The organism is Variovorax sp. J31P179, assembly GCF_030316985.1.
In the GTDB taxonomy this organism is placed as follows: domain Bacteria; phylum Pseudomonadota; class Gammaproteobacteria; order Burkholderiales; family Burkholderiaceae_C; genus Variovorax; species Variovorax ginsengisoli_B.
The window spans coordinates 162,191-188,189 of the sequence record NZ_JASZYL010000002.1 but is presented as its reverse complement, the minus strand read 5'-3'; the positions used below and the strand labels follow the sequence as shown (position 1 = coordinate 188,189).

The 25,999-nt window shown below is 69.4% G+C and carries 25 protein-coding genes and 1 tRNA gene; 12 read left to right on the top strand and 14 right to left on the bottom strand.

Features of this window, described 5'->3' with window-relative positions:
* Positions 1 to 5 precede the first annotated feature (5 nt).
* Both QTI17_RS05230 and QTI17_RS05225 read left to right on the top strand, forming a co-directional pair.
* On the top strand, positions 6 to 890 hold the full coding sequence (locus QTI17_RS05230) for a copper chaperone PCu(A)C domain-containing protein (RefSeq protein WP_286531596.1): 885 nt from the start codon (positions 6 to 8) through the stop codon (positions 888 to 890).
* A 6-nt stretch (positions 891 to 896) separates the two neighbouring features.
* On the top strand, positions 897 to 1,553 hold the full coding sequence (locus tag QTI17_RS05225) for a trimeric intracellular cation channel family protein (RefSeq protein ID WP_286531595.1): 657 nt from the start codon (positions 897 to 899) through the stop codon (positions 1,551 to 1,553).
* Positions 1,554 to 1,572: 19 nt separating this feature from the next.
* Here QTI17_RS05225 and QTI17_RS05220 read toward each other — a convergent pair whose 3' ends face one another.
* Positions 1,573 to 2,277, bottom strand: a complete 705-nt coding sequence (locus QTI17_RS05220) for a Crp/Fnr family transcriptional regulator (protein ID WP_286531594.1) — start codon at positions 2,275 to 2,277, stop codon at positions 1,573 to 1,575.
* A gap of 143 nt (positions 2,278 to 2,420) precedes the next feature.
* Here QTI17_RS05220 and QTI17_RS05215 point away from each other — a divergent pair, with 143 nt between their 5' ends.
* Positions 2,421 to 2,876 (top strand): hypothetical protein, encoded by a 456-nt coding sequence (locus tag QTI17_RS05215; RefSeq protein ID WP_286531593.1) that lies wholly within the window; start codon positions 2,421 to 2,423, stop codon positions 2,874 to 2,876.
* A gap of 16 nt (positions 2,877 to 2,892) precedes the next feature.
* Here QTI17_RS05215 and QTI17_RS05210 read toward each other — a convergent pair whose 3' ends face one another.
* The 3 genes from QTI17_RS05210 to QTI17_RS05200 all read right to left on the bottom strand — a co-directional run bounded on the left by QTI17_RS05210 (position 2,893) and on the right by QTI17_RS05200 (position 6,074).
* Positions 2,893 to 4,410: a tripartite tricarboxylate transporter permease gene (locus QTI17_RS05210; RefSeq protein WP_286531592.1), complete on the bottom strand. Its 1,518-nt coding sequence runs from the start codon at positions 4,408 to 4,410 to the stop codon at positions 2,893 to 2,895.
* 92 nt (positions 4,411 to 4,502) lie between these two features.
* Positions 4,503 to 5,036, bottom strand: coding sequence for a tripartite tricarboxylate transporter TctB family protein (locus QTI17_RS05205; RefSeq protein ID WP_286531591.1), 534 nt, complete (start codon positions 5,034 to 5,036; stop codon positions 4,503 to 4,505).
* A 78-nt stretch (positions 5,037 to 5,114) separates the two neighbouring features.
* Positions 5,115 to 6,074, bottom strand: coding sequence for a Bug family tripartite tricarboxylate transporter substrate binding protein (locus QTI17_RS05200; RefSeq protein ID WP_286531590.1), 960 nt, complete (start codon positions 6,072 to 6,074; stop codon positions 5,115 to 5,117).
* Positions 6,075 to 6,186: 112 nt separating this feature from the next.
* Between QTI17_RS05200 and QTI17_RS05195 the strand changes: the two genes are divergently transcribed.
* The 4 genes from QTI17_RS05195 to QTI17_RS05180 are packed head-to-tail and all read left to right on the top strand — an operon-like array spanning position 6,187 to position 9,524.
* The gene (locus tag QTI17_RS05195) at positions 6,187 to 6,861 is read left to right on the top strand and encodes a response regulator transcription factor (RefSeq protein WP_286531589.1); all 675 of its coding nucleotides are present in this window, start codon (positions 6,187 to 6,189) and stop codon (positions 6,859 to 6,861) included.
* The gene (locus tag QTI17_RS05190; RefSeq protein WP_286531588.1) at positions 6,858 to 8,273 is read left to right on the top strand and encodes a sensor histidine kinase; all 1,416 of its coding nucleotides are present in this window, start codon (positions 6,858 to 6,860) and stop codon (positions 8,271 to 8,273) included. The genes QTI17_RS05195 and QTI17_RS05190 overlap by 4 nt, the downstream gene beginning before the upstream one ends.
* 4 nt (positions 8,274 to 8,277) lie before the next feature.
* Positions 8,278 to 8,706, top strand: a complete 429-nt coding sequence (locus QTI17_RS05185) for an RNA-binding S4 domain-containing protein (protein WP_286522528.1) — start codon at positions 8,278 to 8,280, stop codon at positions 8,704 to 8,706.
* A gap of 11 nt (positions 8,707 to 8,717) precedes the next feature.
* Positions 8,718 to 9,524, top strand: a complete 807-nt coding sequence (locus QTI17_RS05180; protein WP_286531587.1) for a PPK2 family polyphosphate kinase — start codon at positions 8,718 to 8,720, stop codon at positions 9,522 to 9,524.
* On the opposite strand, the gene QTI17_RS05175 is transcribed toward QTI17_RS05180, so the two are convergent.
* From QTI17_RS05175 to cysS, 8 genes are all read right to left on the bottom strand, one after another.
* Positions 9,525 to 9,692, bottom strand: a complete 168-nt coding sequence (locus QTI17_RS05175; protein WP_286531586.1) for a hypothetical protein — start codon at positions 9,690 to 9,692, stop codon at positions 9,525 to 9,527.
* A gap of 31 nt (positions 9,693 to 9,723) precedes the next feature.
* The gene (locus QTI17_RS05170; RefSeq protein WP_286531585.1) at positions 9,724 to 9,948 is read right to left on the bottom strand and encodes a hypothetical protein; all 225 of its coding nucleotides are present in this window, start codon (positions 9,946 to 9,948) and stop codon (positions 9,724 to 9,726) included.
* A gap of 72 nt (positions 9,949 to 10,020) precedes the next feature.
* Positions 10,021 to 10,113 (bottom strand) — tRNA-Ser (locus QTI17_RS05165).
* 22 nt (positions 10,114 to 10,135) lie between these two features.
* The gene (locus tag QTI17_RS05160; protein ID WP_286531584.1) at positions 10,136 to 11,404 is read right to left on the bottom strand and encodes an aspartate kinase; all 1,269 of its coding nucleotides are present in this window, start codon (positions 11,402 to 11,404) and stop codon (positions 10,136 to 10,138) included.
* Positions 11,405 to 11,542: 138 nt separating this feature from the next.
* A complete protein-coding gene (gene tilS, locus QTI17_RS05155; RefSeq protein WP_286531583.1) occupies positions 11,543 to 12,523 on the bottom strand; it encodes a tRNA lysidine(34) synthetase TilS in 981 nt (326 codons plus the stop codon).
* Between the two features lie 49 nt (positions 12,524 to 12,572).
* Positions 12,573 to 13,553: an acetyl-CoA carboxylase carboxyltransferase subunit alpha gene (locus QTI17_RS05150; RefSeq protein ID WP_286531582.1), complete on the bottom strand. Its 981-nt coding sequence runs from the start codon at positions 13,551 to 13,553 to the stop codon at positions 12,573 to 12,575.
* A gap of 16 nt (positions 13,554 to 13,569) precedes the next feature.
* Positions 13,570 to 14,220, bottom strand: coding sequence for a DNA-3-methyladenine glycosylase family protein (locus QTI17_RS05145; RefSeq protein ID WP_286523179.1), 651 nt, complete (start codon positions 14,218 to 14,220; stop codon positions 13,570 to 13,572).
* 17 nt (positions 14,221 to 14,237) lie between these two features.
* Entirely contained in the window at positions 14,238 to 15,614 is a 1,377-nt protein-coding gene (gene cysS / locus QTI17_RS05140) for a cysteine--tRNA ligase (RefSeq protein ID WP_286531581.1), read from the bottom strand.
* 190 nt (positions 15,615 to 15,804) lie between these two features.
* Between cysS and QTI17_RS05135 the strand changes: the two genes are divergently transcribed.
* Genes QTI17_RS05135 through QTI17_RS05115 form a run of 5 tightly spaced genes read left to right on the top strand, consistent with a single transcriptional unit; the run spans position 15,805 to position 19,133 of the window.
* The gene (locus QTI17_RS05135) at positions 15,805 to 16,395 is read left to right on the top strand and encodes a tetratricopeptide repeat protein (protein ID WP_286522539.1); all 591 of its coding nucleotides are present in this window, start codon (positions 15,805 to 15,807) and stop codon (positions 16,393 to 16,395) included.
* A gap of 58 nt (positions 16,396 to 16,453) precedes the next feature.
* A complete protein-coding gene (locus QTI17_RS05130; RefSeq protein WP_478139687.1) occupies positions 16,454 to 17,038 on the top strand; it encodes a peptidylprolyl isomerase in 585 nt (194 codons plus the stop codon).
* Between the two features lie 16 nt (positions 17,039 to 17,054).
* A complete protein-coding gene (locus QTI17_RS05125) occupies positions 17,055 to 17,564 on the top strand; it encodes a peptidylprolyl isomerase (RefSeq protein ID WP_286367485.1) in 510 nt (169 codons plus the stop codon).
* 16 nt (positions 17,565 to 17,580) lie between these two features.
* A complete protein-coding gene (locus QTI17_RS05120; RefSeq protein ID WP_286531579.1) occupies positions 17,581 to 18,339 on the top strand; it encodes a UDP-2,3-diacylglucosamine diphosphatase in 759 nt (252 codons plus the stop codon).
* Entirely contained in the window at positions 18,339 to 19,133 is a 795-nt protein-coding gene (locus QTI17_RS05115) for a M90 family metallopeptidase (protein WP_286531578.1), read from the top strand. Before QTI17_RS05120 ends, QTI17_RS05115 begins: the two co-directional genes overlap by 1 nt.
* A gap of 40 nt (positions 19,134 to 19,173) precedes the next feature.
* On the opposite strand, the gene QTI17_RS05110 is transcribed toward QTI17_RS05115, so the two are convergent.
* Entirely contained in the window at positions 19,174 to 21,984 is a 2,811-nt protein-coding gene (locus tag QTI17_RS05110; protein ID WP_286531577.1) for a DUF349 domain-containing protein, read from the bottom strand.
* Positions 21,985 to 22,074: 90 nt separating this feature from the next.
* The gene (locus QTI17_RS05105) at positions 22,075 to 25,890 is read right to left on the bottom strand and encodes a DUF748 domain-containing protein (protein WP_286531576.1); all 3,816 of its coding nucleotides are present in this window, start codon (positions 25,888 to 25,890) and stop codon (positions 22,075 to 22,077) included.
* Between the last annotated feature and the right edge of the window lie 109 nt (positions 25,891 to 25,999).

The following is a 25,999-nucleotide window of genomic DNA, read 5'->3' as shown; positions in this document are numbered from 1 at the left end:
ACCCAATGACCCACACCACCCCCCTCCGCACCCTCGCCGCCTGCGCCGCACTCTGCAGCACCGCCGCCATGGCCCACGTCACCCTGCCCCCCGGCGGCGCCGCGGCCGGCAGCGAATACGACGCTGCCTTCCGCGTCGGCCATGCCTGCGCCGACGCCAAGGCCACCACCGGCCTGCGGGTCCAGCTGCCCCAGGGCTTCACGTTGATCCAGGCCCAGCCGCGCCAGGGCTGGACCCTGGCCGCCACGCCGGGCGAGGTGTCCTGGAAGGCCGACTCGGCGCAGACCGCATTGCCGGGCGCCGAGCGGGCCGAATTCATCGTCCGCGGCAAGCTCACCGACAAGTCCGGCCCGCTTTACTTCAAGGTCCTGCAGAGCTGCGACGTCGGCAGCGCCGACTGGGCCCAGGTGCCGGCCGCCGGTTCGACCGAGAAGCCGGCCCTGCCGGCGGCCCGCCTCGACGTGCTGCCGGCCGGCGTGGCCGCGGTCGACGTGCGCGACGCCTGGGTCCGCCAGACGGTGCCCGGCCAGAGCGGCACCGGCGCCTTCATGAAGCTCATGGCGCCCTCGGGGGCCCGGCTGGTCGGCGCCTCGACGCCGGCGGCCGGCGTGGCCGAAGTGCACGAGATGAAGATGGAAGGCGACACCATGAAGATGCGCGAAGTCACCGGCGGGCTCGAACTGCCGCCGCGGCAGACCGTGGAGCTCAAGCCCAGCGGCCTGCACGTGATGCTGATGGACCTGAAGCAGCCGATCACCAAGGGCGGCACCATCCCGTTCACCTTGCGCTTCGAGGACGCCAAGGGTGTCAAGAGTTCGCTCCAGGTCGACGTCCCGGTCGGTGCACCGGCCGGCGCTGCGACAGAATCGCACGGCCACATGCACAACTGACTTCCCATGCAAAGCCTGCCGCTCTCCACCGTCCTGTCGCTCTCCAATGCACAGATCGCGATCGAGGCGGCGGCGACGCTGGCATTTGCGATATCGGGCCTGATCGAGGCCGCGCGCAAGCGGCTCGACGCGGTCGGCGTGGTCATGGTGGCCGGCCTCGCGGCCTTCGGCGGCGGCACCCTGCGCGATGTGCTGCTCGACCGCCGGCCTTTCTTCTGGGTCGAGCATGCGGGCTGGCTGTGGCTGCTGCTGGCGCTGTGCGTGGCGGCGATGCTGTTCCTGCGCGACCGCCATTTCGCGCTCACCGAGCGCGCGATGCAGTGGCCCGACGCGCTCGGCCTGGGCCTCTTCACCGCCACCGGCACGCAGATCGCGCTGGGCGCCTCGATGCCGCCGATCGTGGCCGTGCTGATGGGCATGATGACCGCGGTGTTCGGCGGCGTGCTGCGCGACATCGTCTGCAACGAGATCCCGCGCGCCTTCAGCGACCATCAGCCGTATGCGATCTGCTCTTTCGCGGGCGCTTGGGTCATCGTCGGCGCCGACGCCCTGCAGGCGCCCGATTGGGTCGGACTGACCGCCGGTGCCACGACCGCGATCGTCTTGCGTCTCGGGGCGCTCTGGACCGGCTGGAAGCTGCCGGCCTGGCGCTCGAACGACTAGGACCGCCTTCCCGCGCAGGTCAGTCGAAGCCCCGGACTTCGGCCACCAATCCCGCCAGCCGCGCCACGTCAGGCACCACCAGCGCCTTGCCGTCCTTGGCGAGCACGCCCTCGCGGCGCAGCGCGTTGAGCTCCCGCGTGACCTGTTCGCGGTTGGTGCTGATCCGCCCGGCCAGTTCGGCATGGGTCGGCATCGGATCCAGCCGCGCGCGGTTGTCGACCACACCGGCCTGCTGGGCGAGCCGCAGCAGTTCGGCGTGCACCCGGTTCTGCACTCCGAGCGTGCTCAGGTCGATGACCCGGTCGGACAGCTGCCGCACCAGCGCCGCCAGACCGCGCATCACGCGTTCGGCGACCATCGGCTCGTCGCGCAGCAGCTCGAGGAAGGCACCGCGGTCCAGGCTGGCCACCACGGCGGGCGTGAGCGTCACGACGTCCGCCGACCGCGGCTGGCCGTCGATCGCCGCGATGTCGCCGAAATGCTCGCCCGCCTGCGGATCGCGAAAAGTGACCTGCCGGCCATTGGCCGCGTAGGAGGTCACGCGCAGGGCGCCCGAGACCACGAAGTAGACCTCGCTCTTCTGCTCGGAACGCAGCAGCACCGGTGTCGCGGCCGGCAGGCTCTTCCATTGGCAGCGCTCGGCCAGCTGCTCCAGCCGTTCGGCCGACAGGCCTTGCAGCAGCGCGATGTGCTGCAGGCCGAGAGTGGAACGTTGGAGCGCCATGGCGGGCCTCCCAGCGGCATCGGGCGGATTGAGAAACGAGGTGCCAAAACGCACAGCCCCCAAGGCCCGGAATCGTCACAGTCACGCCCTGTGATGGCCGCGATGTCCGCGACTGCACGTCCAAGCCTTCGGGAGATTTCATCATGAATGCCAAGCAAGTTCTCGGTGTCTCCGTCCTCGCGCTGGCCGGTGCGACCGCCTTTGCCCAGACGGTCCCGGCCGAGCAGTGGGTCGGAGCGCCCATCGCCACCACGGGCGGCGCCTACAGCCGTTCGGCCGTCACGGCCGACATGGCGGCGAGCCGGTCGATGATGAGTGCGCCGCAGGAGTTTCGCGTCGGCCCCGCCGACCCCGCCACCGGCGCCATGAGCCGGGTCGAGGTCGCCGCCGATACGAATCTCTGGATCCGCTCCGGCATGAGCCAGGTCGCCAACCGGGACAGCTTCGACCCGTCGAGCCCGGCCTACCGGGCCCAGATGGCGGCCTATCAGCGCATGCGCAGCGGCCCGGAATTCATGGCCGAAGTGCAGCGCCTGCAGGGCGCCAGGATGCAGCAGACCGCGACCGCCCCGTCCGACACGGGCTCGGCCGCGAACTGAGCGTCGCGCCGCGGCCTCAGGCGGCGGCTGCGGCGGCGGCGCGCCGCTCGCTCATTCGCTTGGCCACACGCGGCAGGATCATCACTGCCAGCACGATGATCACCAGCACGATCGACATCGGGCGCTGGAAGAACACCGTCGCGCTGCCCTCGCCGATCGACATCGCGTTGCGCAGCTGCGCTTCGGCCAGCGGCCCGAGAATCATGCCGACGACCACCGGCGCGGTCGGGAAGTCGTAGCGCCGCATCACGACGCCGAGCACGCCGATGACATACAGCAGCACCAGGTCGAAGGCGCTCTGGCGCATGCCGTAGGCACCGACCGTGGCGAAGATCAGGATGCCCGCATAGAGCTGCGGCTTCGGGATCTTGAGCAGCTTGACCCACAGCCCGACCATCGGCAGGTTCAGCACCAGCAGCATCACGTTGCCGATGTAGAGCGAGGCGATCAGCGCCCAGACCAGCGCGGCCGAAGTCGTGAACAACTGCGGCCCCGGCTGGATGCCGTAGTTCTGGAAGGCGCCGAGCAGGATGGCGGTGGTGTTCGAGGTCGGGATGCCGAGCGTCAGCAGCGGAATCAGCGCCGCCGTCACGGTGGCGTTGTTGGCGGCCTCGGGGCCGGCCACGCCTTCGATCGCGCCGCTGGTGCCGAACTCGGCCTTGGCATCCGAATCCTTGGCCAGCTTCTTTTCGGTCGCGTAGCTCAGGAAGGTCGGGATCTCGGTGCCACCGGCCGGGATGCAGCCGAAGGGAGTGCCGATCGCGGTGCCGCGCAGCCAGGCCGGGATCGAGCGCTTCCAGTCGCGCGCCGTCATGTGGACGCGGCTCAGCTTGTTCTGCCCTTCGACCACCTTGCCCTCGTACAGCACGGCGTACAGCACTTCGGCGACCGCGAACAGGCCGACCGCGACCAGCACGATCTCGATGCCGTCGAGCAGTTCGGGAATGCCGCCGGTGTAGCGGCCCTGGCCCGAGATCTGGTCGAGCCCGATGCAGCCCGCCGCCAGGCCGATGAACAGCGCCGTCATGCCGCGCAGCGTGCTCTTGCCGAGCACCGCGCTCACGGTGGTGAAGGCCAGCAGCATCAGCAGGAAATACTCGGGCGGACCGAGCTTGACCGCGAAGTCGGCCACGAAGGGCGCGAACAGCGTGACGATCACGGTGGCGATGGTGCCGGCGACGAAGGAGCCGATCGCCGCCGTGGCGAGCGCCGCCCCGGCGCGCCCGCTCTTGGCCATCTTGTTGCCCTCCATCGCGGTCACCATGCTGGCCGTCTCGCCGGGGGTGTTGAGCAGGATCGAGGTGGTCGAGCCGCCGTACATCGCCCCGTAGTAGATCCCCGAGAAGAAGATCATCGAGGCCGTGACGTCGACCTTGCCGGTGATCGGCAGCAGCATCGCGACGGCGACCGCCGGGCCGATGCCGGGCAGCACGCCGACCGCCGTGCCCAGGGCGCAGCCGACCAGGCACCAGAGAAGGTTCGCGGGCGTGATCGCCAGCGCGAAACCGTGCATCAATGCGTTGAAGATTTCCATGTCAGGCCTCCCGCCGGGCCGCCCCAAGGGAGGCTTGCGCCCCCTCGGGGGGCAGCGAATACACGAAGTGATGAGCGTGGGGGTCGTTCATTTCAGATCCAGCCCGTGGCGGTCAGGCCCGGCAGGTTGATCGCCAGGAACTTGGTGAAGGTCCAGAACACCGGCGCCGCGATCAGCAGGCCGGTCACGAGGTCGATGATCCAGGTGCGCGGCGTGTTGACGCCGCCCTGCCCGCTGGCGCGGCGCAGGCCCTGCACCGCGAGCAGGTAGCACAGGGTGCAGCTCAGGATGAAGCCGATGCTGGTGATCAGCGCCGCGTTGAGCAGCAAGCCCGCCGAGACCCAGATGAAACCGGCCCAATAGGCCTTGGAGGCGCCCGAAGGCTCGTCCATTTCGCGGAAGCCGCCGGTGCGCGACTCCCAGAGGATCCAGCCGCCGCAAATGGTCAGCGCGATCGACACCAGCCAGGGCAGGAAGTTGGGCCCGACACCGCCATAGCCGGCCTCGGACGAAATGCCGATGGCACCGAAGGCGAGCGCCAGCCCGGTGACGAGAACCCCGGCGCCGACCAGCGTCTGCGGCCACAAGGCCGGGGGTGAATGGGGGAGTGAGTCGATGTTGGACATTCTTCTGGACCTCGCTGGGGGCGGAAAAAGGGCGCAGGCCGATCGACGGCCTGCGCCCGTTGCCGTGCCGATCAGGCGTTAGACCATGCCCGACTTGACCATGGTCGCGCGCAGGCTCGCGAACTCGTCGTCGACGAACTTGGCGAAGGCCTCGCCGGACAGCACCGCCGGCGTCCAGTCGTTCTTCTTGAGCGCCTCGCCCCAGGCCGGCGTCTTGAGCGCCGCCAGCACCATGTCGGTCAGCGCCTTGCGCTGCTCGGGCGTGATGCCGGGCGCGCCGTAGACGCCGCGCCAGTTGCCGATCTCGACGTCGATTCCCTGCTCCTTGAGCGTCGGCACGTTGATGCCTTGCAGGCGCTGGGCGGAGGTGACCGCGATCGCGCGCATCTTGCCGGCGCTGATGTATTCGGCGAACTCGCTGTAGCCGCTGCCGCCGACCGTGACGTTGCCGCCCAGGATCGCCGCCGTGGCCTCGCCGCCGCCACGGAAGGCGACGTAGTTGATCTTCGAGGGATCGACGCCGACCTTCTGCGCGATCATGGCCGCGGCGATGTGCTCGGTGGAGCCGCGCGAGCCGCCGCCCCACTTGACGCTGCCCGGGTCCTTCTTGAGCTGCTCGACCACGTCCTTCATGGTCTTCAGGGGCGAGCTGGCGGGCAGCACGAAGACGTTGTATTCGCTCGTGATGCGGGCGATCGGCGTCGCCTGCGACAGGCTCACCGGCGGCTTGCCGGTGATGATGCCGCCCAGCATCACGGCGCCCATGATCATCATCGCGTTCGGATCGCCCTTGGAGCCGTTGACGAACTGGGCCAGGCCGAGCGCGCCGGCGGCGCCGCCCTTGTTGTCGAAGGTCACGGTGTCGGCCAGCTTGGCGTCGGTCAGGGCCTTGCCCAGCGCCCGCCCGGTGGTGTCCCAGCCGCCGCCCGGATTGGCGGGGATCATCATCTTGACATTGGGAGCGGCCCAGGCCGACAACGGCAGGGCACCGGTGGCGGCCAGGGCGGCCAGGGACTTCAGAAAGGTATCGCGACGCATGCAGGTCTCCTTGGATTTTGGCAAGCTGAGTAGAAGCTGACGCCGCTATGATGCGCCGCCCTGCTGTCAGTTGGCTGTCCTTCGGACTGGGGTAAACACCGAAAATCGCGCCATGAAGCTGCTGCTAGTCGAAGACGATCCGTCGATGCAAACCACCTTGCAGCGCACGCTCGGACGGCGCCAGATCGACGTCCGGATCTGCGGCGACGGCGCCCAGGCGCTGGCCCAGTGGCAGGCGCTCGAACCCGACGTGGTGGCGCTCGACCTCAGCCTGCCCGGGCTCGACGGCCTGCAGGTGCTGGCCCAGGCGCGCGCCGCCGGGCTGCGCACGCCGGTGCTGCTGCTCACCGCCCGCGGCACGGTCGGCGACCGCATCGTCGGCCTCAACGCCGGCGCCGACGACTACTTGCCCAAGCCCTTCGACCTCGACGAACTCGAGGCTCGCATCCGGGCGCTCAAGCGGCGCCACCAGGGCGCCGAGGCGACGGCGCGCCTGCCGGAAGTCGGGGGCCTGCGCTACGAACCCGACAGCGGCGCCATCTACCACCGCGCCGAGGTGCTCGAACTGACGCCGCGCGAACTGGCGCTGCTGAAGGCGCTGATGGCCAAGCCCGGCCACGCGGTCAGCAAGGAGCGCCTGTTCGAGCTGGTGTTTCCGGGCGAGGCCGACGTGCAGTACGAAGCCATCGAGGTCGTGGTCTACCGGCTGCGCAAGAAGCTCGCCGCCACCGGCGCGACGCTGATGACGCTGCGCGGCCTGGGCTACCTGCTGCGCGAAGACGCGTGATGCGGGCCACCTCGCTGCGCGCCCGGCTGCTCATGGGCATCCTGGGGCCGATCGCCGTGTTCATCGTGATCAACAGCGTGAGCCTGTACCGGCAGAGCCTGGCCGCCGCCACGACCGCCTACGACCGGACGCTGCTGGCCTCGGCCAAGACCATCGGCGAGCAACTCGACGTCGAGGGTTACGACGAGGCGGCCACCCTGCGCGCCATCGTCCCCTACTCCGCCCTCGAGGCCTTCGAGGCCGACAACCAGAGCCGGATGTACTACCGGGTGTCGGCGCTTGACGGCCAGCTGGTCTCGGGCTTCGAGGAACTGCCCTTCTGGCGCGGCAAGCTGCCGAACCGCCCGCCCTATGCCGCGCTGGTCGACTTCTACGACGCCGAGTTCCGCGCCATGCCGGTGCGCGTGGCCGTGCTGCTGCAGCCCATCGCCAGCGGCCGCGGACGCGCGATGGCCGTGGTGCAGGTGGCGGAGACGCTGGAGCTGCGCGAGACGCTGGCGCGCAAGCTGCTGGTCGACATGTTGTGGCGCCAGCTGGTGCTGATGGGGGTGATCGCCGCGGTCACGGTCGTCGTGGTGCAGCGCGCCACCCGCCCGGTTCGCGCGCTGGGCGAGGCGATCCAGGCCCGCGCCGCCGACGACCTGTCACCGATCGACGCCCCCGACGCGCCGCGCGAACTGCGCCCGCTGATCGACGCCACGACCCAGGTGATGGGCCGGCTGCAGCGCCTGCTCGACCACCAGAAACGCTTCGTGCGCGACAGCGCGCACCAGCTGCGCACGCCGCTCGCGGTGCTCAAGGCGCAGGTGCAGTCTGCCCGCCGCGGCGACGTCCCGCCCGACCAGGCGCTGGGCGAGATCAGCGAGACCGTCGAGCGCGCGACCGCCCTCGCCAACCAGATGCTGTCGCTGGCGAAGGTCGAGCAGCTGCGCCAGCAGCCCGAGTCGGTCATGCTGGACCTGGCCGACGCGGTGCGCGCGGTGGCGCTCGACCTGTCGCCGCTGGTCGCCGACAAGGCGCTCGACTTCGAGCTCTCGACGGATCCGGCGCCGGTGCCGGTGCGCGCCCATCTCTGGATGCTGCAGGAGCTCACGCGCAACCTGCTGCACAACGCCATCAAGCACAGCCCGCGCGCCGCGGCGCTGACGGTGCGGGTGCATGCCGAAGGCGAGCTGGCGCTGCTGCAGGTCAGCGACCAGGGCCGCGGCATCTCCGACGAGCTGCGCCAGCGGCTGTTCGCGCCGTTCGCGGCCGGCGACGTGGGCAGCGGCTCCGGCCTGGGGCTGGCGATCTGCCGCGAGATCGTGCTGGCCCTGGGCGGCAGCATCGCGCTGGACAACCGCGAGGCCGGCGGCCGCACCGTCGGGCTGGACGCTGTCGTGCGAATCCCGCTGGCGCGCGACAATCGCTGAACTCATGGACCGACTTCGAATCGACAAATGGCTCTGGGCGGCGCGCTTCTTCAAGACGCGCTCGCTGGCCGCCGACGAGATCGGCAAGAACCGCGTGCAGGTCAACGGCGATGTCGCCAAGGCCTCGCGCGAGGTCAAGGTGGGCGACACGGTCAGCTTGCGTCTCGGCAGCCTGTCGCGGGTGGTCTGGGTGCGCGGCATCAGCGGCCAGCGCGGCCCGGCCCCGGTCGCCCAGCAGCTCTACGAAGAAACGCCCGAGAGCCTGGCGGCCCAGGCGGCGGCACGCGAGCAGCGCCGGCTCGGCAGCGAACCGGCGTTGAGCATCGAGCAGGGCCGCCCCACCAAGCGCGACCGGCGTGACCTCGACGGCGCCCGGCGCGCCGACTGGGACAGCCGCTGGAGCGCCTCCATCGATCCCGACGACGAGACCTGAAAGACCCCGCCATGGCCAGTTTCAAGAAATTCCGTGTCGGTTCCAAGTTCAAGCTGTCCGGCGTCGATCCGGCCGCCACGCCGTTCTCTTCCGGCGGCGACGACGCCCAGCGCGAGCAGCTCGACGCACTGGCCATCGAGCTCGACCGGCTGCAGAACCTGCTGCACGCCGAAGGCCGGCGCAAGCTGCTGCTGGTGCTGCAGGGACTGGACACCAGCGGCAAGGACGGCACCATCCGCTGGGTGTTTTCGCGCACCTCGCCGCTGGGCGTCAAGGTGACGGCCTTCAAGGCGCCGACCGAGGAAGAGCGCGCGCGCGACTTCCTGTGGCGCTGCCATGCCGTGGTGCCGCGCACCGGCGAGATCACGGTCTGGAACCGCAGCCACTACGAAGACGTGCTGGTGCCGGTGGTCGAAGGCTGGATCGACAAGGGCCAGACCCGGCAGCGCTATGACCAGATCAACGACTTCGAGCGCCTCCTGACCCAGACCGGCACCGTCATCGTCAAGTGCATGCTCCACATCAGCAATCAGGAGCAGCGCGTGCGCCTGCAGGCGCGGGTCGACGATCCCGACAAACACTGGAAGTTCTCGTTCGACGACCTGGCGGTGCGCAAGAAGTGGGAGGCCTACCAGGCGGCCTACGAGAAGGCGCTGACCGCCACGTCGACCGACGACGCGCCGTGGTACGTCGTCCCGGCCGACAGCAAGCATCACCGCAACCTGATGATCGCCGGGCTGCTGGTGAAGACGCTCAAGGACATGAAGCTGCGCGTGCCGCCCGCCGATCCGGCCCTGAAGGGGCTGGTCGTCGAGTAGTCAGAACTTCGGCACGATGCCGTAGGCGATGATGGCCAGGAAGCCCACGATGCCGACCATCATCAGCGCCGGGCCCCACTTGCGCTCGCGCCAGGCAAAGCCGACGGTCATGATGGCGGCGAAGGTCACGGCGACGACGGATGCGACTTCCAGGGTGAATTCAGGCATCGCGGAATGGTAGCGCGCGCCGCGCGCGGAATCAGGCAGCGGCGGTCACGAGCCGCTCCAGCCACTGTGCAGCGGCGGCATCGGCAGCCGCGACGGCTGCGGGCTCCGTATCGAAGAACAGGTGGGTCGCGAGATGCGAATCCATCTCGCCCGCCGCCGTCGGCTCGGTGACCACGAAGACGGCCTCGAATCGCCCGTCGTCGAGCGCCTTGCCGTAGCCCCTCAGGGCAAAAGGCCCTCTGTACTGAATCTGCATTCGCCTGTTCCAATGAAAAAGCCCCGGCGCTGGATCAGCGTCGGGGCTTTCAAAGATCATTGAAGATCAATTTGGCGGAACCGGAGGGATTCGAACCCTCGATGAGGCTCTACACCCCATACTCCCTTAGCAGGGGAGCACCTTCGGCCACTCGGTCACAGTTCCTGAGCCTTGGATTATGCCATCTTCAGGCCGTCGGTTGGTCCAGATCGAAGGCTTTATGCAACGCGCGGACCGCCAATTCCATGTATTTTTCGTCGATCACGACCGAGGTCTTGATCTCGCTGGTCGAGATCATCTGGATGTTGATGCCCTCTTCGCTCAGCACGCGGAACATCTTGGACGCGACGCCGACGTGGCTGCGCATGCCGATGCCGACGATGCTGACCTTGCAGATCTTGGTGTCGCCGACGATGTCGGCGGCGCCCAGGGTCGGCAGCACCTTGTCCTTGAGCAGGTCGACCGCGCGAGCGTAGTCGTTGCGGTGCACCGTGAAGCTGAAGTCGGTGCGGCCGTCCTTGCTCAGGTTCTGGATGATGACGTCGACTTCGATGTTGGCGTCGGCCACCGCGCCCAAGATGTGGTACGCGATGCCCGGCTTGTCGGGCACGCCGAGCACCGAGATCTTCGCCTCGTCGCGGTTGAAGGCAATGCCGGATACGACGGCTTTTTCCATGTTTTCGTCTTCCTCGAAAGTGATCAGGGTGCCGGACTTGGCTTCTTCCTCGATGTCGATGTCCCAGGGCGTGAAGCTCGACAGCACGCGCAGCGGCACCTTGTACTTGCCCGCAAACTCGACCGAGCGGATCTGCAGCACCTTGGAGCCCAGGCTCGCCATCTCGAGCATCTCCTCGAAGCTCACCGTCTTGAGCCGGCGGGCGTCGGGTTCGACCCGCGGGTCGGTGGTGTAGACGCCGTCGACGTCGGTGAAGGTCAGGCACTCGTGGGCCTTCAGCGCCGCGGCGATCGCCACCGCCGAGGTGTCGCTGCCGCCGCGCCCGAGGGTCGTGATGTTGCCGCCTTCGTCGACGCCCTGGAAGCCGGTGATGACGACCACGCGGCCGGCATCGAGGTCAGCGCGCACGCGCTCGTCGTCGATGCTCTCGATGCGCGCCTTGGTGTAGGCGCTGTCGGTCTTCACCTGGACCTGCCAGCCGGCGTAGCTCACGGCCTCCAGGCCCTCGGCCTGCAGCGCGATCGCCAGCAGCGCCGACGAGGCCTGCTCGCCGGTGGAGGCGAGCATGTCGAGTTCGCGGTAGTGGCCGGCACCGGGGGTGGCGGGCGCCAGTTCCTTGGCGAGGCCGAGCAGGCGGTTGGTCTCGCCGCTCATGGCGCTCGGGACCACCACCATCTGGTGGCCGGCGCGTGCCCACTTGGCAACGCGCTTGGCGACATTCCGGATGCGCTCGGTCGAGCCCATCGACGTGCCGCCGTATTTATGAACGATCAATGCCATGGGTGAAAGTCAAAGAGAAGGATTCGGATGCCGCATCGCCGGCCATCGCTGGCTGACTGGCTGCGCTGGCCTCTGCAGGCACTCATGCGCCCGCCGGACCGGATTCAGCGCTTCAACGCTTCCGCGCCTGCGGAAGCTTCAGCGCTTCCGCGCCGGGGCGGCGGACTGCGACAAGGGCGAAGCATTGTACCAATGCAGCAGAGCACCCTCCCGCTCGACCCGCCCGGAGGCGATCTTGAGGCGGATCTGGTGCCCGCGCGTGCTGCAGGCCGCGATCTGGTCCTGCAGCTGCTCCAGCTGCGCCTCGCTCGGCACCACGCCGTGGTCGCGCCGCAGCCAGTGGCGCAGCGCATTGGCCAGGCGTTCCCGCGGCAGCGCCCGCAGGACGGCCAGCGCCGGCGGCGCGCCGGCCTCCGCCAGGTCCAGGGCCGCCAGTTCGGCCAGCAGCGCCGAGCCCCGCGCCGCGTTGCGCGCCGAGCGGGCGAAGGTCTCGCGGAACTGCGGCAGCGCGGCCTCCAGAGCCGGAAGCACCAGTTGCCGGAGCCGGTTGCGGGTGTAGCGCAGGTCGGCGTTGGTGGGGTCGACGACATGGGCGACGCCGCCGGCGGCGAGCCAGGCGCGCAGCGCGTCGGCAGGCAGGTCGAGCAGCGGCCGGTGGAAGCTCACGCCGTGGCGCTCCATGCAGCGCGGCATGCCCGCCAGGCCGTCGAGGCCGGCGCCGCGGCCGAGCGCGATCAGCATCGTCTCGACCTGGTCGTCCGCATGCTGGGCCAGCGCCACGTGGCGCAATCCCCGGGCCAGCGCCAACGCCGCCAGCGTGGCGTAGCGGGCCCGGCGGGCCGCGTCCTCCGGGCTCTCGCCGGGTGCGTGGCGGGCGTCGATGCGCGCCGAATGGAGCGGAACGCCCAGCGTCGCGCAGGCAGTGGCGCAGTGCGCCTCGAAATCATCGGCCGCCTGCTGCAGGCCATGGTGCACGTGCAGGGCATGCACCTGCCCGGGCCAGCGGGCCGCGGCCGCGTGCAGCAGCGCGGTCGAATCGGCGCCGCCGCTGTAGGCGATCGCCAGCGGCAACGGCGCCGCCGCCCAGGACGCGAGAGCTTGGGCGGCCGGATTTTCCATGGAAACCGAGCGGGCGGTGGAGCGCCGGGCCTGCCCGGTGCTCAGCGCCTCACTTGCTGCTGTCGGCCTTGGTATCGGCGAAGCGGCCGTAGCTCTGGAGCCGCTCGTAGCGGCGGTTGAGCAGGTCCTTGGTCGACAGGTCGCCGACCTGGCGGAAGGCATCGTTGAGCGCCCGCTTGAGGAAGGCGGCCATCTGGCGATGGTCGCGGTGCGCGCCGCCGACCGGCTCGTTGACGATCTTGTCGACCAGCCCGAGCGCCTTCAGCCGGTGCGCGGTGATGCCGAGCGCATCGGCCGCTTCCTGCGCCTTGTCGCTGGTCTTCCAGAGGATCGAGGCGCAGCCTTCGGGACTGATCACCGAATAGATCGAATACTGCAGCATCACCAGCTGGTCGCCGACCGAGATCGCCAGCGCGCCGCCGGAGCCGCCCTCGCCGATGATGGTGACGATGATCGGCACCTCGAGCTGCGCCATCTCGAAGATGTTGCGGCCGATGGCCTCGGACTGGCCGCGCTCCTCGGCGTCGATGCCCGGGTAGGCGCCCGGCGTGTCGACGAAGGTGAAGACCGGCAGCTTGAACTTCTCGGCCGTCTTCATGAGGCGCAGCGCCTTGCGATAGCCCTCGGGCTTGCTCATGCCGAAGTTGCGCGTCGTGCGCTCGCGGGTGTCGCGGCCCTTCTGGTGGCCCAGCACCATGCAGGGCGTGCCGTTGAAGCGCGCCAGGCCACCGACGATCGACAGGTCGTCCGAGAAATGCCGGTCGCCGTGCAGTTCGACGAAATCGGTGAAGATCTCGTTCACGTAGTCGAGCGTGTAGGGGCGTTCCGGATGGCGGGCGATCTTGGTGATCTGCCAGGGCGTCAGGTCGCTGTAGATATCCTTGGTGAGCTGCAGGCTTTTCTTGCCCAGCTGATCGATTTCTTCCGAGATGTCGACCGCGGATTCGGTCTGGACATAACGCAGTTCTTCGATCTTGCTTTCGAGCTCGGCCACGGGCTGCTCGAAGTCGAGAAAGGTTCGTTTCGCCAACGTCTTCTCCTGTTTTTCAAATTGCGACCGGTAGCGGGTCGAGCGATCGCCAAATATACCAAGTCGCCACGCTGCAATACGGGGCCCAGGCCACGGCGACCTCGCGGGCATCGCTGCGGCTGACCGGATCGCCCGAAAAGTAATTCTGGCTGATGCCGCTGATAAGGCCGGGGTCGTCCAGCGGCAGCACGTTGGGCCGCATCAGGTGGAAGATCAGGAACATCTCGGCGGTCCAGCGTGAGATGCCGCGGATCGCAACCAGTTCCGCGATGATCATCTCGTCGGACATGTTTTCCCAGGCGTCGACGTGCACCGCGCCCGAGTCGAAATGGATCGCCAGGTCGACCAGGTATTCGACCTTGCGCGCCGACAGCCCGGCGCCGCGCATGTCGTCGACCTTGAGCTTCAGCACGCTGGCCGGCGTGAGCTTGCGCGGCAGTTCGACGAAGCGGCGCCAGACCGTCTGGGCCGCCGGCACCGAGATCTGCTGGCCGACGATGCTGCGGGCGAGCGTCGTGAAGGCATCGCCGCGCGACTCCAGGCGGACGTCGCCGAAACGCGGGATCAGCCGCTTCATGACGCGGTCCTTCTTGCCCAGGTGCTTGCAGGCTTCTTCCCAGTAATCGGGCGTGAAGACCTGGACGATCGGCTCCTTGGCGGCAGCCATGGTTCGGGCGGCGGCGCTCACTGCGCCGAGGTCCAGGTGGTGCCGCTCGCCGAGTCCTTGAGCACGATGCCCTGGGCCAGCAGTTCGTTGCGGATGCGGTCGGCCTCGGCGAAATCTTTCGCCGCCTTGGCTTGCGCGCGCTGCAGGATCAGGCCCTGGATGGTGGCGTCGTCGAGCGTGCTGCCGGCCTGCAGGAAGGCTTGCGGGTCGGCTTGCAGCAGGTTCAGGCAGCCGGCCAGCGCCTTCAGCAGGCCGGCGGATTCGGCGGACTGCGTGCGGTTGACCTCACCGGCGAGGTCGAACAGCACCGCCACGGCCTCGGGCGTGCCGAAGTCCTCGTCCAGGGCGGCCTTGAAGCGCGCCGCATGGGCCTGGGTCCAGTCGATGGCGACCGGCGCCGGCGGCACCAGCGCCAGCGCGTTGTAGAGCCGGCGCAGCGAATTGCGGGCGTCGTTGAGGTGCACGTCGCTGTAGTTGAGCGGGCTGCGGTAGTGGGCCCGGACGACGAAGAAACGGATGGTCTCGGCGTCGAACTTCTTCAGCACGTCGCGGATGAGGAAGAAGTTGCCCAGGCTCTTGGACATCTTCTCGTCGTCGATGTTGATGAAGCCGTTGTGCATCCAGGTGCGTGCCAGCGGCTTGCCGGTGGCGCCTTCGCTCTGGGCGATCTCGTTCTCGTGATGCGGGAACTGCAGGTCGGCGCCGCCGCCGTGGATGTCCAGCGTCTCGCCCAGCAGCTGGCAGGCCATGGCCGAGCACTCGATGTGCCAGCCGGGCCGGCCGGGGCCGAATTCGCTTGCCCACTTGACCTCGTCGGGTTCGCTGGCCTTGGCGCTCTTCCAGAGCACCGGGTCGAGCGGATCGTCCTTGCCGTCGAGCACCGCAACGCGCTCGCCGGCATGGAGCTCGTCGAGGGTCTTGCCGCTCAGCTTGCCGTAGCCTGGAAATTTGCGCACCGCGTAGTTGACGTCGCCGTTGGGCGAGCGATACGCCAGGCCCTTGTGCTCCAGCGTGGAGATCATCGACAGCATCTGCGGAATGAACTCCGTCGCCCGCGGCTCGTGTGTAGGCCGTTCGATGCCCAGCGCGTCGGCGTCCTCGTGCAGGGCGTCGATCATGCGGTCGGTCAGGGCCCGGATGCTCTCGCCGTTCTCGACCGCCCGGCGGATGATCTTGTCGTCGATGTCGGTGATGTTGCGCACGTAGTCCACGTCCAGCCCCGAAATCCGGAGCCAGCGCTGCACCACGTCGAAGGCGATCATCGAGCGCGCATGGCCCAGATGGCAGTAATCGTAGACCGTCATGCCGCAGACGTACATGCGCACCCTGCCGGGTTGCAGAGGCGTAAATTCCTCCAGTTCACGCGAGAGCGTGTTGTAGATGCGAAGACTCATGAGGCTCGGAAACGTCGATTCGCGCACGTGCAGGGAACGGGCGAACGATGGGGTTTTTCAGGGGTGACGGGGGTGTGGCGACGAGCGGTTGGAAAAGACCCCTCGGCTACAATCTTCCAAGTATAAACGGCCACCGCCGGATGTTTTCCGCGTGTTTACGAGGCCCATTCCCTCCAACTCTCGAGACACCATGCCGCACGCCGCTTTCGCCCCCTCCTCCCGTCTGCGCATCGTCCAGGCCGTCGCGGCGCTGCTGGTCGCCCTGACGGTCGGCATCGCCCACGCCGACGACTATTCCGACGTCAACACCCTGCTGCGCCAGGGCAAGGCCGACCAGGCGCTGGCCAAGGCCGACGCCTACATCGCAGGCAAGCCCCGCGACCCGCAGATGCGCTTCCTGCGCGGCGTGATCCTGACCGAGCAGGGCAAGCAGGCCGACGCGATCGTGGTCTTCACGGCGCTGACGCAGGACTTTCCCGAACTGCCCGAGCCCTACAACAACCTGGCCGCCCTCTATGCGGCCCAGAGCCAGTTCGACAAGGCGCGCGCCGCCCTCGAGATGGCGATCAAGCTCAACCCCGACTACGCGACAGCGCACGAGAACCTCGGCGACGTGTATGCGCGGCTGGCGGCCCAGTCCTATGGACGGGCGCTCAAGCTGGAGGCCGGCAACACGACCGCGCCGCCCAAGCTGGCCCTGGTGCGCCAGATGTTCGGCGCGCCGGCGCCCGACACCCTGCCGCCGGCCACGCCGGCGGTGCGCAAGCCGGTGCGCAACTGAAGCCTTCTTCTTTCCTGAACGCGCCGCGGCGCACTCCTTCGAAAGCGATCCACCCGTGATTCTTCAAGCCTTTTCGCGCCGCCGGGCCCTGGCCCTGGCCGCCACGCTGGCCATCGCCACGACCGCCGTGTCCAGCTGGGCGCAGGGCGCCCCGCGCGTCAAGCTCGCCACCTCGGCCGGCGACATCGTGATCGAGCTGGCACCCGACAAGGCCCCCAAGACGGTCGACAACTTCCTGCAATACGTCAAGGACAAGCAGTACGACGGCACGGTGTTCCACCGCGTCATCGACGGCTTCATGATCCAGGGCGGCGGCTTCACGCCCGACCTGAAGCAGAAGCCGACCCGCGCGCCGATCCCGCTCGAGGCCAGGAACGGCCTCAAGAACGACAAATACACGATCGCCATGGCGCGCACCTCCGATCCGAATTCGGCCACCGCGCAGTTCTTCATCAACGTGAAGGACAACACCATGCTCGACGCTCCCAACCCCGACGGCCACGGCTACGCGGTGTTCGGCAAGGTGGTCTCGGGCACCGAGGTGGTCGACAAGATCCGCGCCGCGCGCACCGGCAACAAGGGCGGCATGCAGGACGTGCCGCTCGAAACCATCACCATCCAGTCCGCCACCCTGGCGAAATAAGCAAAGGACCACAGCCATGAGCAACCCCCAAGTCGAACTGCACATCAAGGACAAGGGCATCATCACGCTCGAACTCGACGAGGCCAAGGCGCCCAAGACCGTCGCCAACTTCCTCGAGTACGTGACCAAGGGCCACTACGACAACACCGTGTTCCACCGCGTCATTCCCGGCTTCATGGTGCAGGGCGGCGGCTTCGAGCCCGGCATGAGCCAGAAGCCGACCGGCGCCGAGATCCAGAACGAAGCCAACAACGGCCTCAAGAACGACAACTACACGGTCGCCATGGCGCGCACCAACGCGCCCCACTCGGCCACCGCGCAGTTCTTCATCAACGTCGCCGACAACGGCTTCCTGAACCACACCGCACCCTCGGCCCAGGGCTGGGGCTACGCGGTGTTCGGCAAGGTGGTCGGCGGCAAGGAAGTGGTCGACGGCATCAAGGCCGTCAAGACCGGCCGCAAGGGCTTCCACGACGACGTGCCGCTCGAAGACGTGGTGATCGAAAAGGCCGTCGTCAAGGCTTGAGCCTGACGAGCCGCCCATGGCATTTCCCGAGATCGTCGCGCCGCCCGCGTGGCGCACGGTCGACCTGATCTCCGACCTGCACCTGCAGCCGTCGGAGCCTGCCACCGTCGCAGCCTGGCAGGGCTACCTGGAGACGACGCCGGCCGACGCGATCTTCATCCTCGGCGACCTGTTCGAGGTCTGGGTCGGCGACGACGCCGCCGCACTGCCCGGCTTCGAAGCCCAGTGCGCCGAGGTGCTGCGGGCCGCGTCCGCGCGCCTGCCGCTGTTCTTCATGCACGGCAACCGCGACTTCCTGGTCGGCGCCGAGTTTGCGGCGCGCTGCGGCATGACGCTGCTCGCCGACCCGACGGTGCTGGTGCTGCACGGCGAGCGCTGGCTGCTCAGCCATGGCGACGCCCTGTGCCTCGAAGACACCGACTACCTGCGTTTTCGGGCCCAGGTGCGCACGCCCGAGTGGCAGCAGGCGCTGCTGGCCCGTCCGCTCGAGGAGCGGCGCACGCTCGCGCGCTCGGTCCGGGCCCAGAGCGAGGACCGCAAGCGCAGTCCCGACATGGTCTGGGCCGATGTCGACGCCGATGCCGCACGCGACTGGCTGCGGCAGGCCGGCGCCGGGACGCTGGTGCACGGCCACACCCACCGGCCGGCGGCCCACGACCTCGGCGACGGCATGCGGCGCATCGTGCTGAGCGACTGGGACGCGGCGGCGCATCCGCCGCGCGCCCAGTTGCTGTGCCTGTCGAGCGCGGGTGTCCAGCGGGTCGATCTGCGCTGATGTTCGGCTGGCTGCGCAAGCTGCGCCCGCCTCCCGGCCTGCCCGACGCCCTCTGGCAGGCCACGCTGGCGCGCTATCGCTTCCTGGGTGAACGCCCGGCGGCCGACCTCGAACGGCTGCGCGCGCTGGCGGCAGCGTTCCTGCGCAACAAGGAGTTCCATGGCGCGCACGGCTTCGTCATCACCGACGAGGTGGCGCTGGCGATCGCCGCCCAGGCGGTGCTGCCGGTGCTGCACCTGAAAGGCGGCCTGGCCTGGTACGACGATTTCGTCGGCATCGTCGTGCACCCGTCCGAAGTGGTGGCGCACCGCACGACCACCGACGCCAGCGGCGTGGTCCACCAGTACGACGAGATCGTGGCCGGCGAGGCCATGGACCGCGGGCCGGTGATGCTGAGCTGGCAGGACGTGCTCGCGAGCAGCGTCACGCGGGCCGAGGGCTACAACGTGGTGATCCACGAATTTGCCCACAAGATCGACATGCGCAGCGGAGAAGCCGACGGCTGCCCGCCGCTGCCGCCCGGTTTTCTTGGCACGCGCAGCGCGCGTGAAGCCCGCGCCGCCTGGTTCGCGACCCTGCAGCCGGCCTACGAGGCGCTGCGCGAGAAGGCGATCGTGGCCGAGCGCTTCGGCGGCGAGGCGCCCTGGCTCGATCCCTACGGCGCGCAGTCGCCAGCCGAGTTCTTCGCCGTCGCCTGCGAGGCGTATTTCGTCAACCGCTCGGCGCTGGAAGCCGAGTTTGCCGGATTGGTGGGGCTGTTCGACGCCTTCTTCAAGGCGCCGCCAAGCCGCTGAGCACGACCGCCCCTTGCGGGACGGCCGCCGCCCTTACCCCTTACTTGCGCAGCAGTGCCTTGAGTGCGTTCTGCAGCCGGCGCGCCGAAGCAGCGTCGTGGCTGGCAGCCAGCACCTTGCCGGCGTCCTGGCCCCAGGTCTGTTCCGGGGTCGGGTCGCCGCGCCGGGTCAACAGCTTGAGCTGAAGGGCCCGGCGGGCATCGAGCTGCTCGGCCGGCGTCGGCACTTCGGCCGCCATCTCGAGCCGCAGCAGCGCTTCGGCGGCGTCGGCGGCCTGGGCCGACGGCGCAGCGCCGATCGCCTGCGACCAGCTGCTGCGCACCGCCGGCGTCACCGCGCGGCCCAGCTCCTGGACGCTGGGCAACTGCGCGGCGTCGCGCTTCTCCCAGGCGCCGAGCACCTGCGTGAGCGCTTCGCCATGGGCCTGCGACGCCAGCTTGCGCAGTGCGAATTCGGCCCGCTCGAGCGCTTCGCGCTGGGCCCGGAAAGCCGCGTCGCCGAGGCGGGGACCGCGGTCTTCGAAGCGCGGCGGGCGATCACCGAAGCGGCCGCCGCCGGCGGGTGCGCCACGCTCGCCCGGCCGTGCCGGGCGATCGCCGGTGCGGCCGCCCGGGCCGCCACGCGCATCGCGGCGATCGCCGAACTTGCCGCCGCGGCCGGCGGGCATGGCCTCGGCCTTCTTGTTGCCGGGACGGTCGTCGCCGCGCACGGCGATCACCGGCTTCGGTGCCGGCTTCGGGGGTGCCACGGGCGCCGGTGCGGCTTCGGCATCGGCACGCGCCGAAGGGTCGGCGCCATCGGCCGGCGCCACCAGGTCGGGCGCCGCGGGGGCGTCGGCCGGCGCGGCCGTCGGCAGCGCATCCGCATCCTCGGGCGCCGGCGCCTGGCCGGCGCTCTCGCCGAATTCGGCCGCCGCCTGCCCCGGGGCAACCACTTCGGTCGCCCCGACCGCGGGACCATCGCTCGGCGCGCTGGCCGGCGCTGCCGCGGGCGCGGGCGGCGGCGCCTCTCCGCGCAGGGCGGCCTCGAGCTGCGCCACCGCGGCGCGGATCTTCTGGGCATCGCCGGTGCTGTTGGCGGCCTCGAGCGCCTTGGAGGCATTCAGCACGTTGCGGTCGTGCTCGCTCATCGCGGCCGAAGCCTTCTCGCGCTCGGCCGTCTTGCGGTTGAAGGCTTCGTCGATCGGGGCCCGGAAGGCGTCCCAGAGTTTTTGTTCGTGGCGGCGCTCGAGCGGCACCGATTGCGCCTCATGCTGCCAGCGCTGCTGCAGCGCCTTGACCGCGTCGATGCGCAGCATCGGCGCCGCGCCGAGTTCGGCCGCCTCGGCAATCATCGCCTGGCGACGCTCGACGCTGGCCTTCTGGGCCGATTCGAATGGCGCACGGGCGGCACCGAAGGCCTCGTTCCACTGGGCCTGCAGCTCGGCGAACACCTTTTCGCCGACATGCCCGGCATCGCGCCAGCGATCGGCGAACTGGTGCAGGGCCCGGTTGTGCGCCTTCAGGTCGGACGCCTGGGCGTGCTCAGCGGCCCAGGCCTTGACTTCCTCGATCAGCGCGGTGCGCAGCGCCCGATGCTCGGCGGCGTCGGCACGGACCTTCTCGAGCCAGGCCTCGACCACCTTGTGGGCTTCGTTGCAGGCTTCGTCGAAACGCTTCCAGAGCGCATGGTTGGGCACGCCGCCCTGGTCGGCCTGCTTCCATTGGTCGCGCAGTGCGCGCAGGGTTTCCTGCATCTTGCGGCCGCCCAGCGCCTGGCCTTCGGGCCGCTTGAGCAGCCCTTCGGCCTTGGCGACCAGGTCTTCGCGCACCTTGTCGGCGCTCCAGCGCTGCCAGCCTTCGAGCTCGCCTGCGGCCACCAGCGCCGCATGGACGCGGGCCTCCAGCGGCGGCTCGACCAGCTTGCCTTGGTCCTTGAGCACCGCACGCAGCGCGGCCGCCGCCCCGGCGCTGGCCTTGCCGTGGCCCTCGGCGGTTTCCTGTTCGAGCTTGGCGAGCGCGGCCTGGACCGCATCCTGCGCGGCGGCGCGTTTCTCGGGGTCGACCTTGGGCGCGGGGGGCTTGGCTGGCGCCGGCGCGGCCTCGGGCGTGCCGCCACGGGCCACCCGCAGCTCGTCGGCCCAGACCGGCACCGGCGGCAACGGCGCCGCGGCGTCCGCGGCGGCGGCAACGGCCAGGGTCAGGGCGCCGTGGAAGGCGTCGGACACCACCAGCAGCTGCGCCTTGGAAGACTCGAGCTGAGGCGCGAATCGGGCATCGAGGCTGCTCCAGTTGGGGTCGGCCACGATTTCGGCTGCCTGCTGCTGCCAGTGCGCCACGTCAGCCCGCAGGGCCTCTTCGACGCCCTGGGCATCGCGCCAGCTCTTGGTCGAGAGCACCTCGAAGCGCTGCGCCAGCAGCACCGCCGCCTCGCGATGGACCTGGGCCCGGTGCTGCAGGTCCTCGATGCCCTTCACGCGCTCGGCCAGCCGGGCCTTGAAACCGGCCAGGGGCTCGCGCGACAACGGCGCGCCGGCCTTGGCGGCGTCGCGTTGCCAGGCCAGCGCATCGGCGATGTTGAGCTTCGGCTGGGCCAGAAGGGCCTCGGCCTTGTGGGCCCATTCGACCGCGATCGCCTCCTGGCTCTTGGCGCGCTTGAGCTCGTCGAGCTTTTCGCGCAGCAGCCGGGCGGCGCCCTTGTCGCGCCCGCTCAGCTCCTTGAAGACGTCCTGCATCTGCTCGGGCGTCGGGTTGGCCGCGAGCCAATCCCGGATGCGCTGGGCGCGCTCGCCAGAGGTCGGCGCGGTGAAGGCACCCCCGGTCAAGGTGTCGAGGGACTGGAGGTCGTGAGGCTTGGAGGAAGTTGAAGTCACTGAGCGAATGTCGTTATCTTGAGGAAAAAGCGAGGCGCCGGCATTTGGCCGGCGCATGGCTCCATTTTCACCGACTTGCGGTGCTGCGGGTCAACGGGTCGCCAGTTTCAGTTCGGCGCCGGGTTTCCAGTCGGCTCCTTCGGCCTTGGTGCGGACCGCGCCGAGGAACAGCCGTTCGGTCGGCAGCTTCTGCTCGAGCAGGTAGTCCCGGGCCGCGGCGCCCCGCGCCACGGCCAGCTGCCGCATCGACTCCTCGTCGACCGGAATGCTGGCCAGCAGCAGGTCTTCCATGTCCTTGACCGGCAGGTCCTTGGCCAGGCCGACCACGTTGCGCGGCTTGGTGACCTCCGACCGCTTGTAGACGGCGGTCAGCAATTCCGGGTATTCGGCGTCGGTGACCGGTGCCACCTCGGCCGCGTCCTTGCCGGCGCGGATCGCGACTCGGCGCTTCTCGGCCTGCGTCATCTCGCGCAGCCGCTGGCGCTGGTAGGCGTCGCGCTCCTTATCGAGGCTGGCGGTGCCGACCACGGTCATCTGCAAGCCCGGCCGGTCGTTCAGCGCCTTGGCCACCTTGTCGAGGTTTTCCTTCGCCTCCTTGGACAGCTCGGCGCTGCCGGGCGCGAAAGCGATCGTGCTGGAGTCCCCGCCGCCGCCGCCGAAGCCGCCGGTCAGCAGCGCGAAGGGCGCGGTGACGGCCTTGGCGAGCAGGTTCACTATCGCCTTCAGGATCAGCGGGCCGACGCTGAACTGCGGGTCGTTGATCGATCCGCGCAGCGGCAGGTCGATGTCGATCACCCCGTTGCGGTCGGCCAGCAGCGCCACCGCCAGCCGCACCGGCAGGCTGGCTGGGGCCCCCTCGACCTGCTCGCCGAACTGCAGTTGGTTCAGCACCAGCTTGTTGCTCGCGGTCAACGTGCCGTCGGGGGCGATCTTGTAGTTGACATCCATGCTGAGCTTGCCGCGCTCGATGCCGTGGCCGGCAAAGCGGATCGTGTAGGGCGACAACGGCGGCAGGTCGAGCTCCTTCATCCGCGCCGTGATGTCGAGCTCGAGCGGCTTGACCAGCGGATTGAGCTTGCCGGTGATCTCCAGCGAGGCGGTCTGCTGTGCCTTGCCGCGCAGTTCGAGGTCGGCCAGCGCGGGCTTGTCGCCCTGGGGCTTCGACGAGAACGCGCTCAGCTTGCCGGTCAGCTCGGTCAGGTCGGCCGAGTAGTTGGGCTTGATGAACAGGTCGGAAAAGTCGATCTTGCCGTTGACCAGGCTCATGGGGCCGAAATTGATCACCGGCGCCATCGCGTTGTCGACCGGCGCCGGCGCGGCCGCCACCGGTGCCGCGGCCGGTGTGTCGGGGCCGCCGCCGACCACCAGCTCCTGCGGCGGCGCCTGCTGCGGCGCCGGCGCGCGGGGCCTTGCCGAGCGCGGCCGGGCAGTGGTCGTGGTGGTGCCGCCCAGGCTGCGCTTGCTTTCGACCTCGACCGCCGGAGCCTCGCCGGCCGCCGGCTCGCCGGGCTGCTTGACCAGGTACAGCAGGTTGAGCTTGCCGGTCGGGTCGATGATCACGCGGGCGTAGAAATCGGTCAGCGAGGTCTCCCGGACGTCGACCTTGAGCGGCGCGCCGGGCACCATCGCCACCTGCAGGCCACGCAGGCCCAGCGTCTTCCAGCTCAGCAGCTGCCGGTTGCTCGACAGGCCGGGCGCCTGCGTCAGCACGACGCTGTTGGCGCGAAATTCGTCGACCGCGGTGTCGCCGGCCAGGTTGACGCTCAGGCCCGCCGGCAGGGTCGCGACCTTGACCGTGCCGCGGTAGCTGGCGAAGGCGCGGCGGATGTCGATATTGAGTGCGTCCGCGTAGTAGGCCTTGAAGGCATGGGCCGGCAGCGAGCCCACCACCAGCCGGCCTTCGGCCGCGATCGGCTTCAGCACCAGATTGCCGTCGTACTCGAAGCGCCCCGCCTCGGCCCGCCCGGCAGCGATGCGGCCCGATAGCTTGAGCGGCGACACGGTGGCCGTGTTCGGCGCCAGCTTCTGCGCGTTCAGCGTGAAGGCGCTGATCTCGAAGGCCACCGGCGTGGCTCCGGCGTTGTCCTCGTAGCTCAGCGCGCCGTTGTCGATCGCCAGCTTGCCGATGGCGAGCGACCACGGCGTGGTGTTGGCGCCCGCCGGCGCGCCCTCGGCCGCCTTCGGATCCTTGGGCGCCGCCACCTTGGCGTCGGCCGTGCCGGCCTGGCTGCTGTCGGCGGGCGCCTTCAGCCAGCGCTCGAACATCCAGCGCTTCTCGTTGTCGCGCGCGACCCGCAGCTTCGGATTCGAGGCGGTGAAGGAAGCCACGGTCAGGGTGTGCTTCGTCATGTCGGCCTCGGCGTCGACCAGTTCGAAGCGGCCGACGCTGACCAGCGCCGTCTTTTCCTGCGTCAGGGCCAGCCCGTCGGCGACCACGCTGCGGGCCTTGAACTTCAGCTCAGGCTGCGTCCACTCGACATCGACCTTGCCGCTCAGCTTGCCGTCGAGCGAGGGTTCGAGGCTCTGCGCCAGATACGGCGCGGCCAGCGACAGCGGCAGCGCGTCGATCTCGGTGGCGACCCGGGCCCGTTTGTCGGTCGCCTCGCCGCTGAACTTGATGGGCGCGCCGCCCACTGAAGTCGAGCCGCTGAAGGTGGCCGGCTTCTCCATCGGCCAGGTCACGGCCTGGACCTCGAGCGCCAGTTGCTTGACGTCGATCGCCGCTGCGGGCCGGGTGGTCTGGTCGCGCCAGCCGATCTGGCCGTCGCTCAGGGCCACCTTGTCGACCTGGATCCGCCAGGGCTGCGGCTCGGCCGGCGGGGCCGCGCCGTCGGCGGCCGGCGCCGGCGCGGCCGCCGGCTTGTCGGCCGCGCCGGTGCTCGGGTCGGTCGCCAGCAGATTGAGGCGCCCCGCGGCATCGCGGGCCACGACCAGATCGGGCCCGGCCAGCGCCACTTCGCTCAGATGAATCACGCGCTCCAGGGGACGGACGTCGGCCAGCGCGACCTTGAGCGCATCGAAGGCGAGCAGGTCGTGCCCCTTCGCGTCCACCACCTTGATGCCGTTGGCCGCGATGCTCCCGGTGATCTTGAGCCCGGCCGTCGCCGCCTGCTCGAAATCGATCTTCAGGTCGGCATCCAGCTTGCCGGCCTTCAGCGCCGCCGGCAGCCCGCCCGGGATGTAGCCCAGGTAGGGCACCAGGTCGAGCCCCTGGAAGTTGATGCGGGCGTCGGTCTTGCGGTTGGCGGCGAACGGCGTCGACTCGGCCGCCGAATCGAACTTGCTGCCGTTGAGGACGAAGGCCAGCTTCGGCTCGGTCTTGATCTCGCGCTTGGAGGCCAGGTTGCTCAGAAAGGGCACGCTGAGTGCGAATTCGCGCAGCTCGTGGCGGCGCTTGACGGTTTCGTCGCTGAAGTCGACGGCGCCGTCGGTGATGGCAATGTTGTAGACGGCGAACCGCGGCGGGTCCTTCTTGGGCGCATCGGGGGGCTCCGGCGCGGGAGTCAGCCGGGCCAGGATGTCGTCGATGTCGTAGCGGCCATCGGCGAGGTGCGTGAGCTGGATCGCAGGCGCCTCGATCCGGACCGCGTCGATCACCGGTGCGAGGCGCAGGATGGACTGCAGCTCGGCGTCGACATAGATGCGCTTGACGGCGACCTGCGGCTGGCTGCCGTCGGCAGTGGCGATGCGCAGGTCGTTCACCGCGAGCTCGAGCGTCCAGGGCTTGAACTCGATCTTGCCCACCGTGACCTGGCGGCCCAGCTTGTCGCTGGCGATCTTCTGCACCTGGCCCTTGACGATCGGCGGTACCGCCAGCCATGCGATCACCCAGACCGCCAGCAGGATCAGCAGCGTCCAGAGCCCGCGCCGCACCCATTTGTTCTGTTTCAGCAAAGCAGCATTCATCGATGGGGAGTGTGCCCCAAACCCATGGCGGCCCCAAAGTGAGAAAGCCCGGCGGCTCGACGCGAAGTCAGGCCTCCGGGCTCGATGGCGGGCGAAACGCCCATGCCAT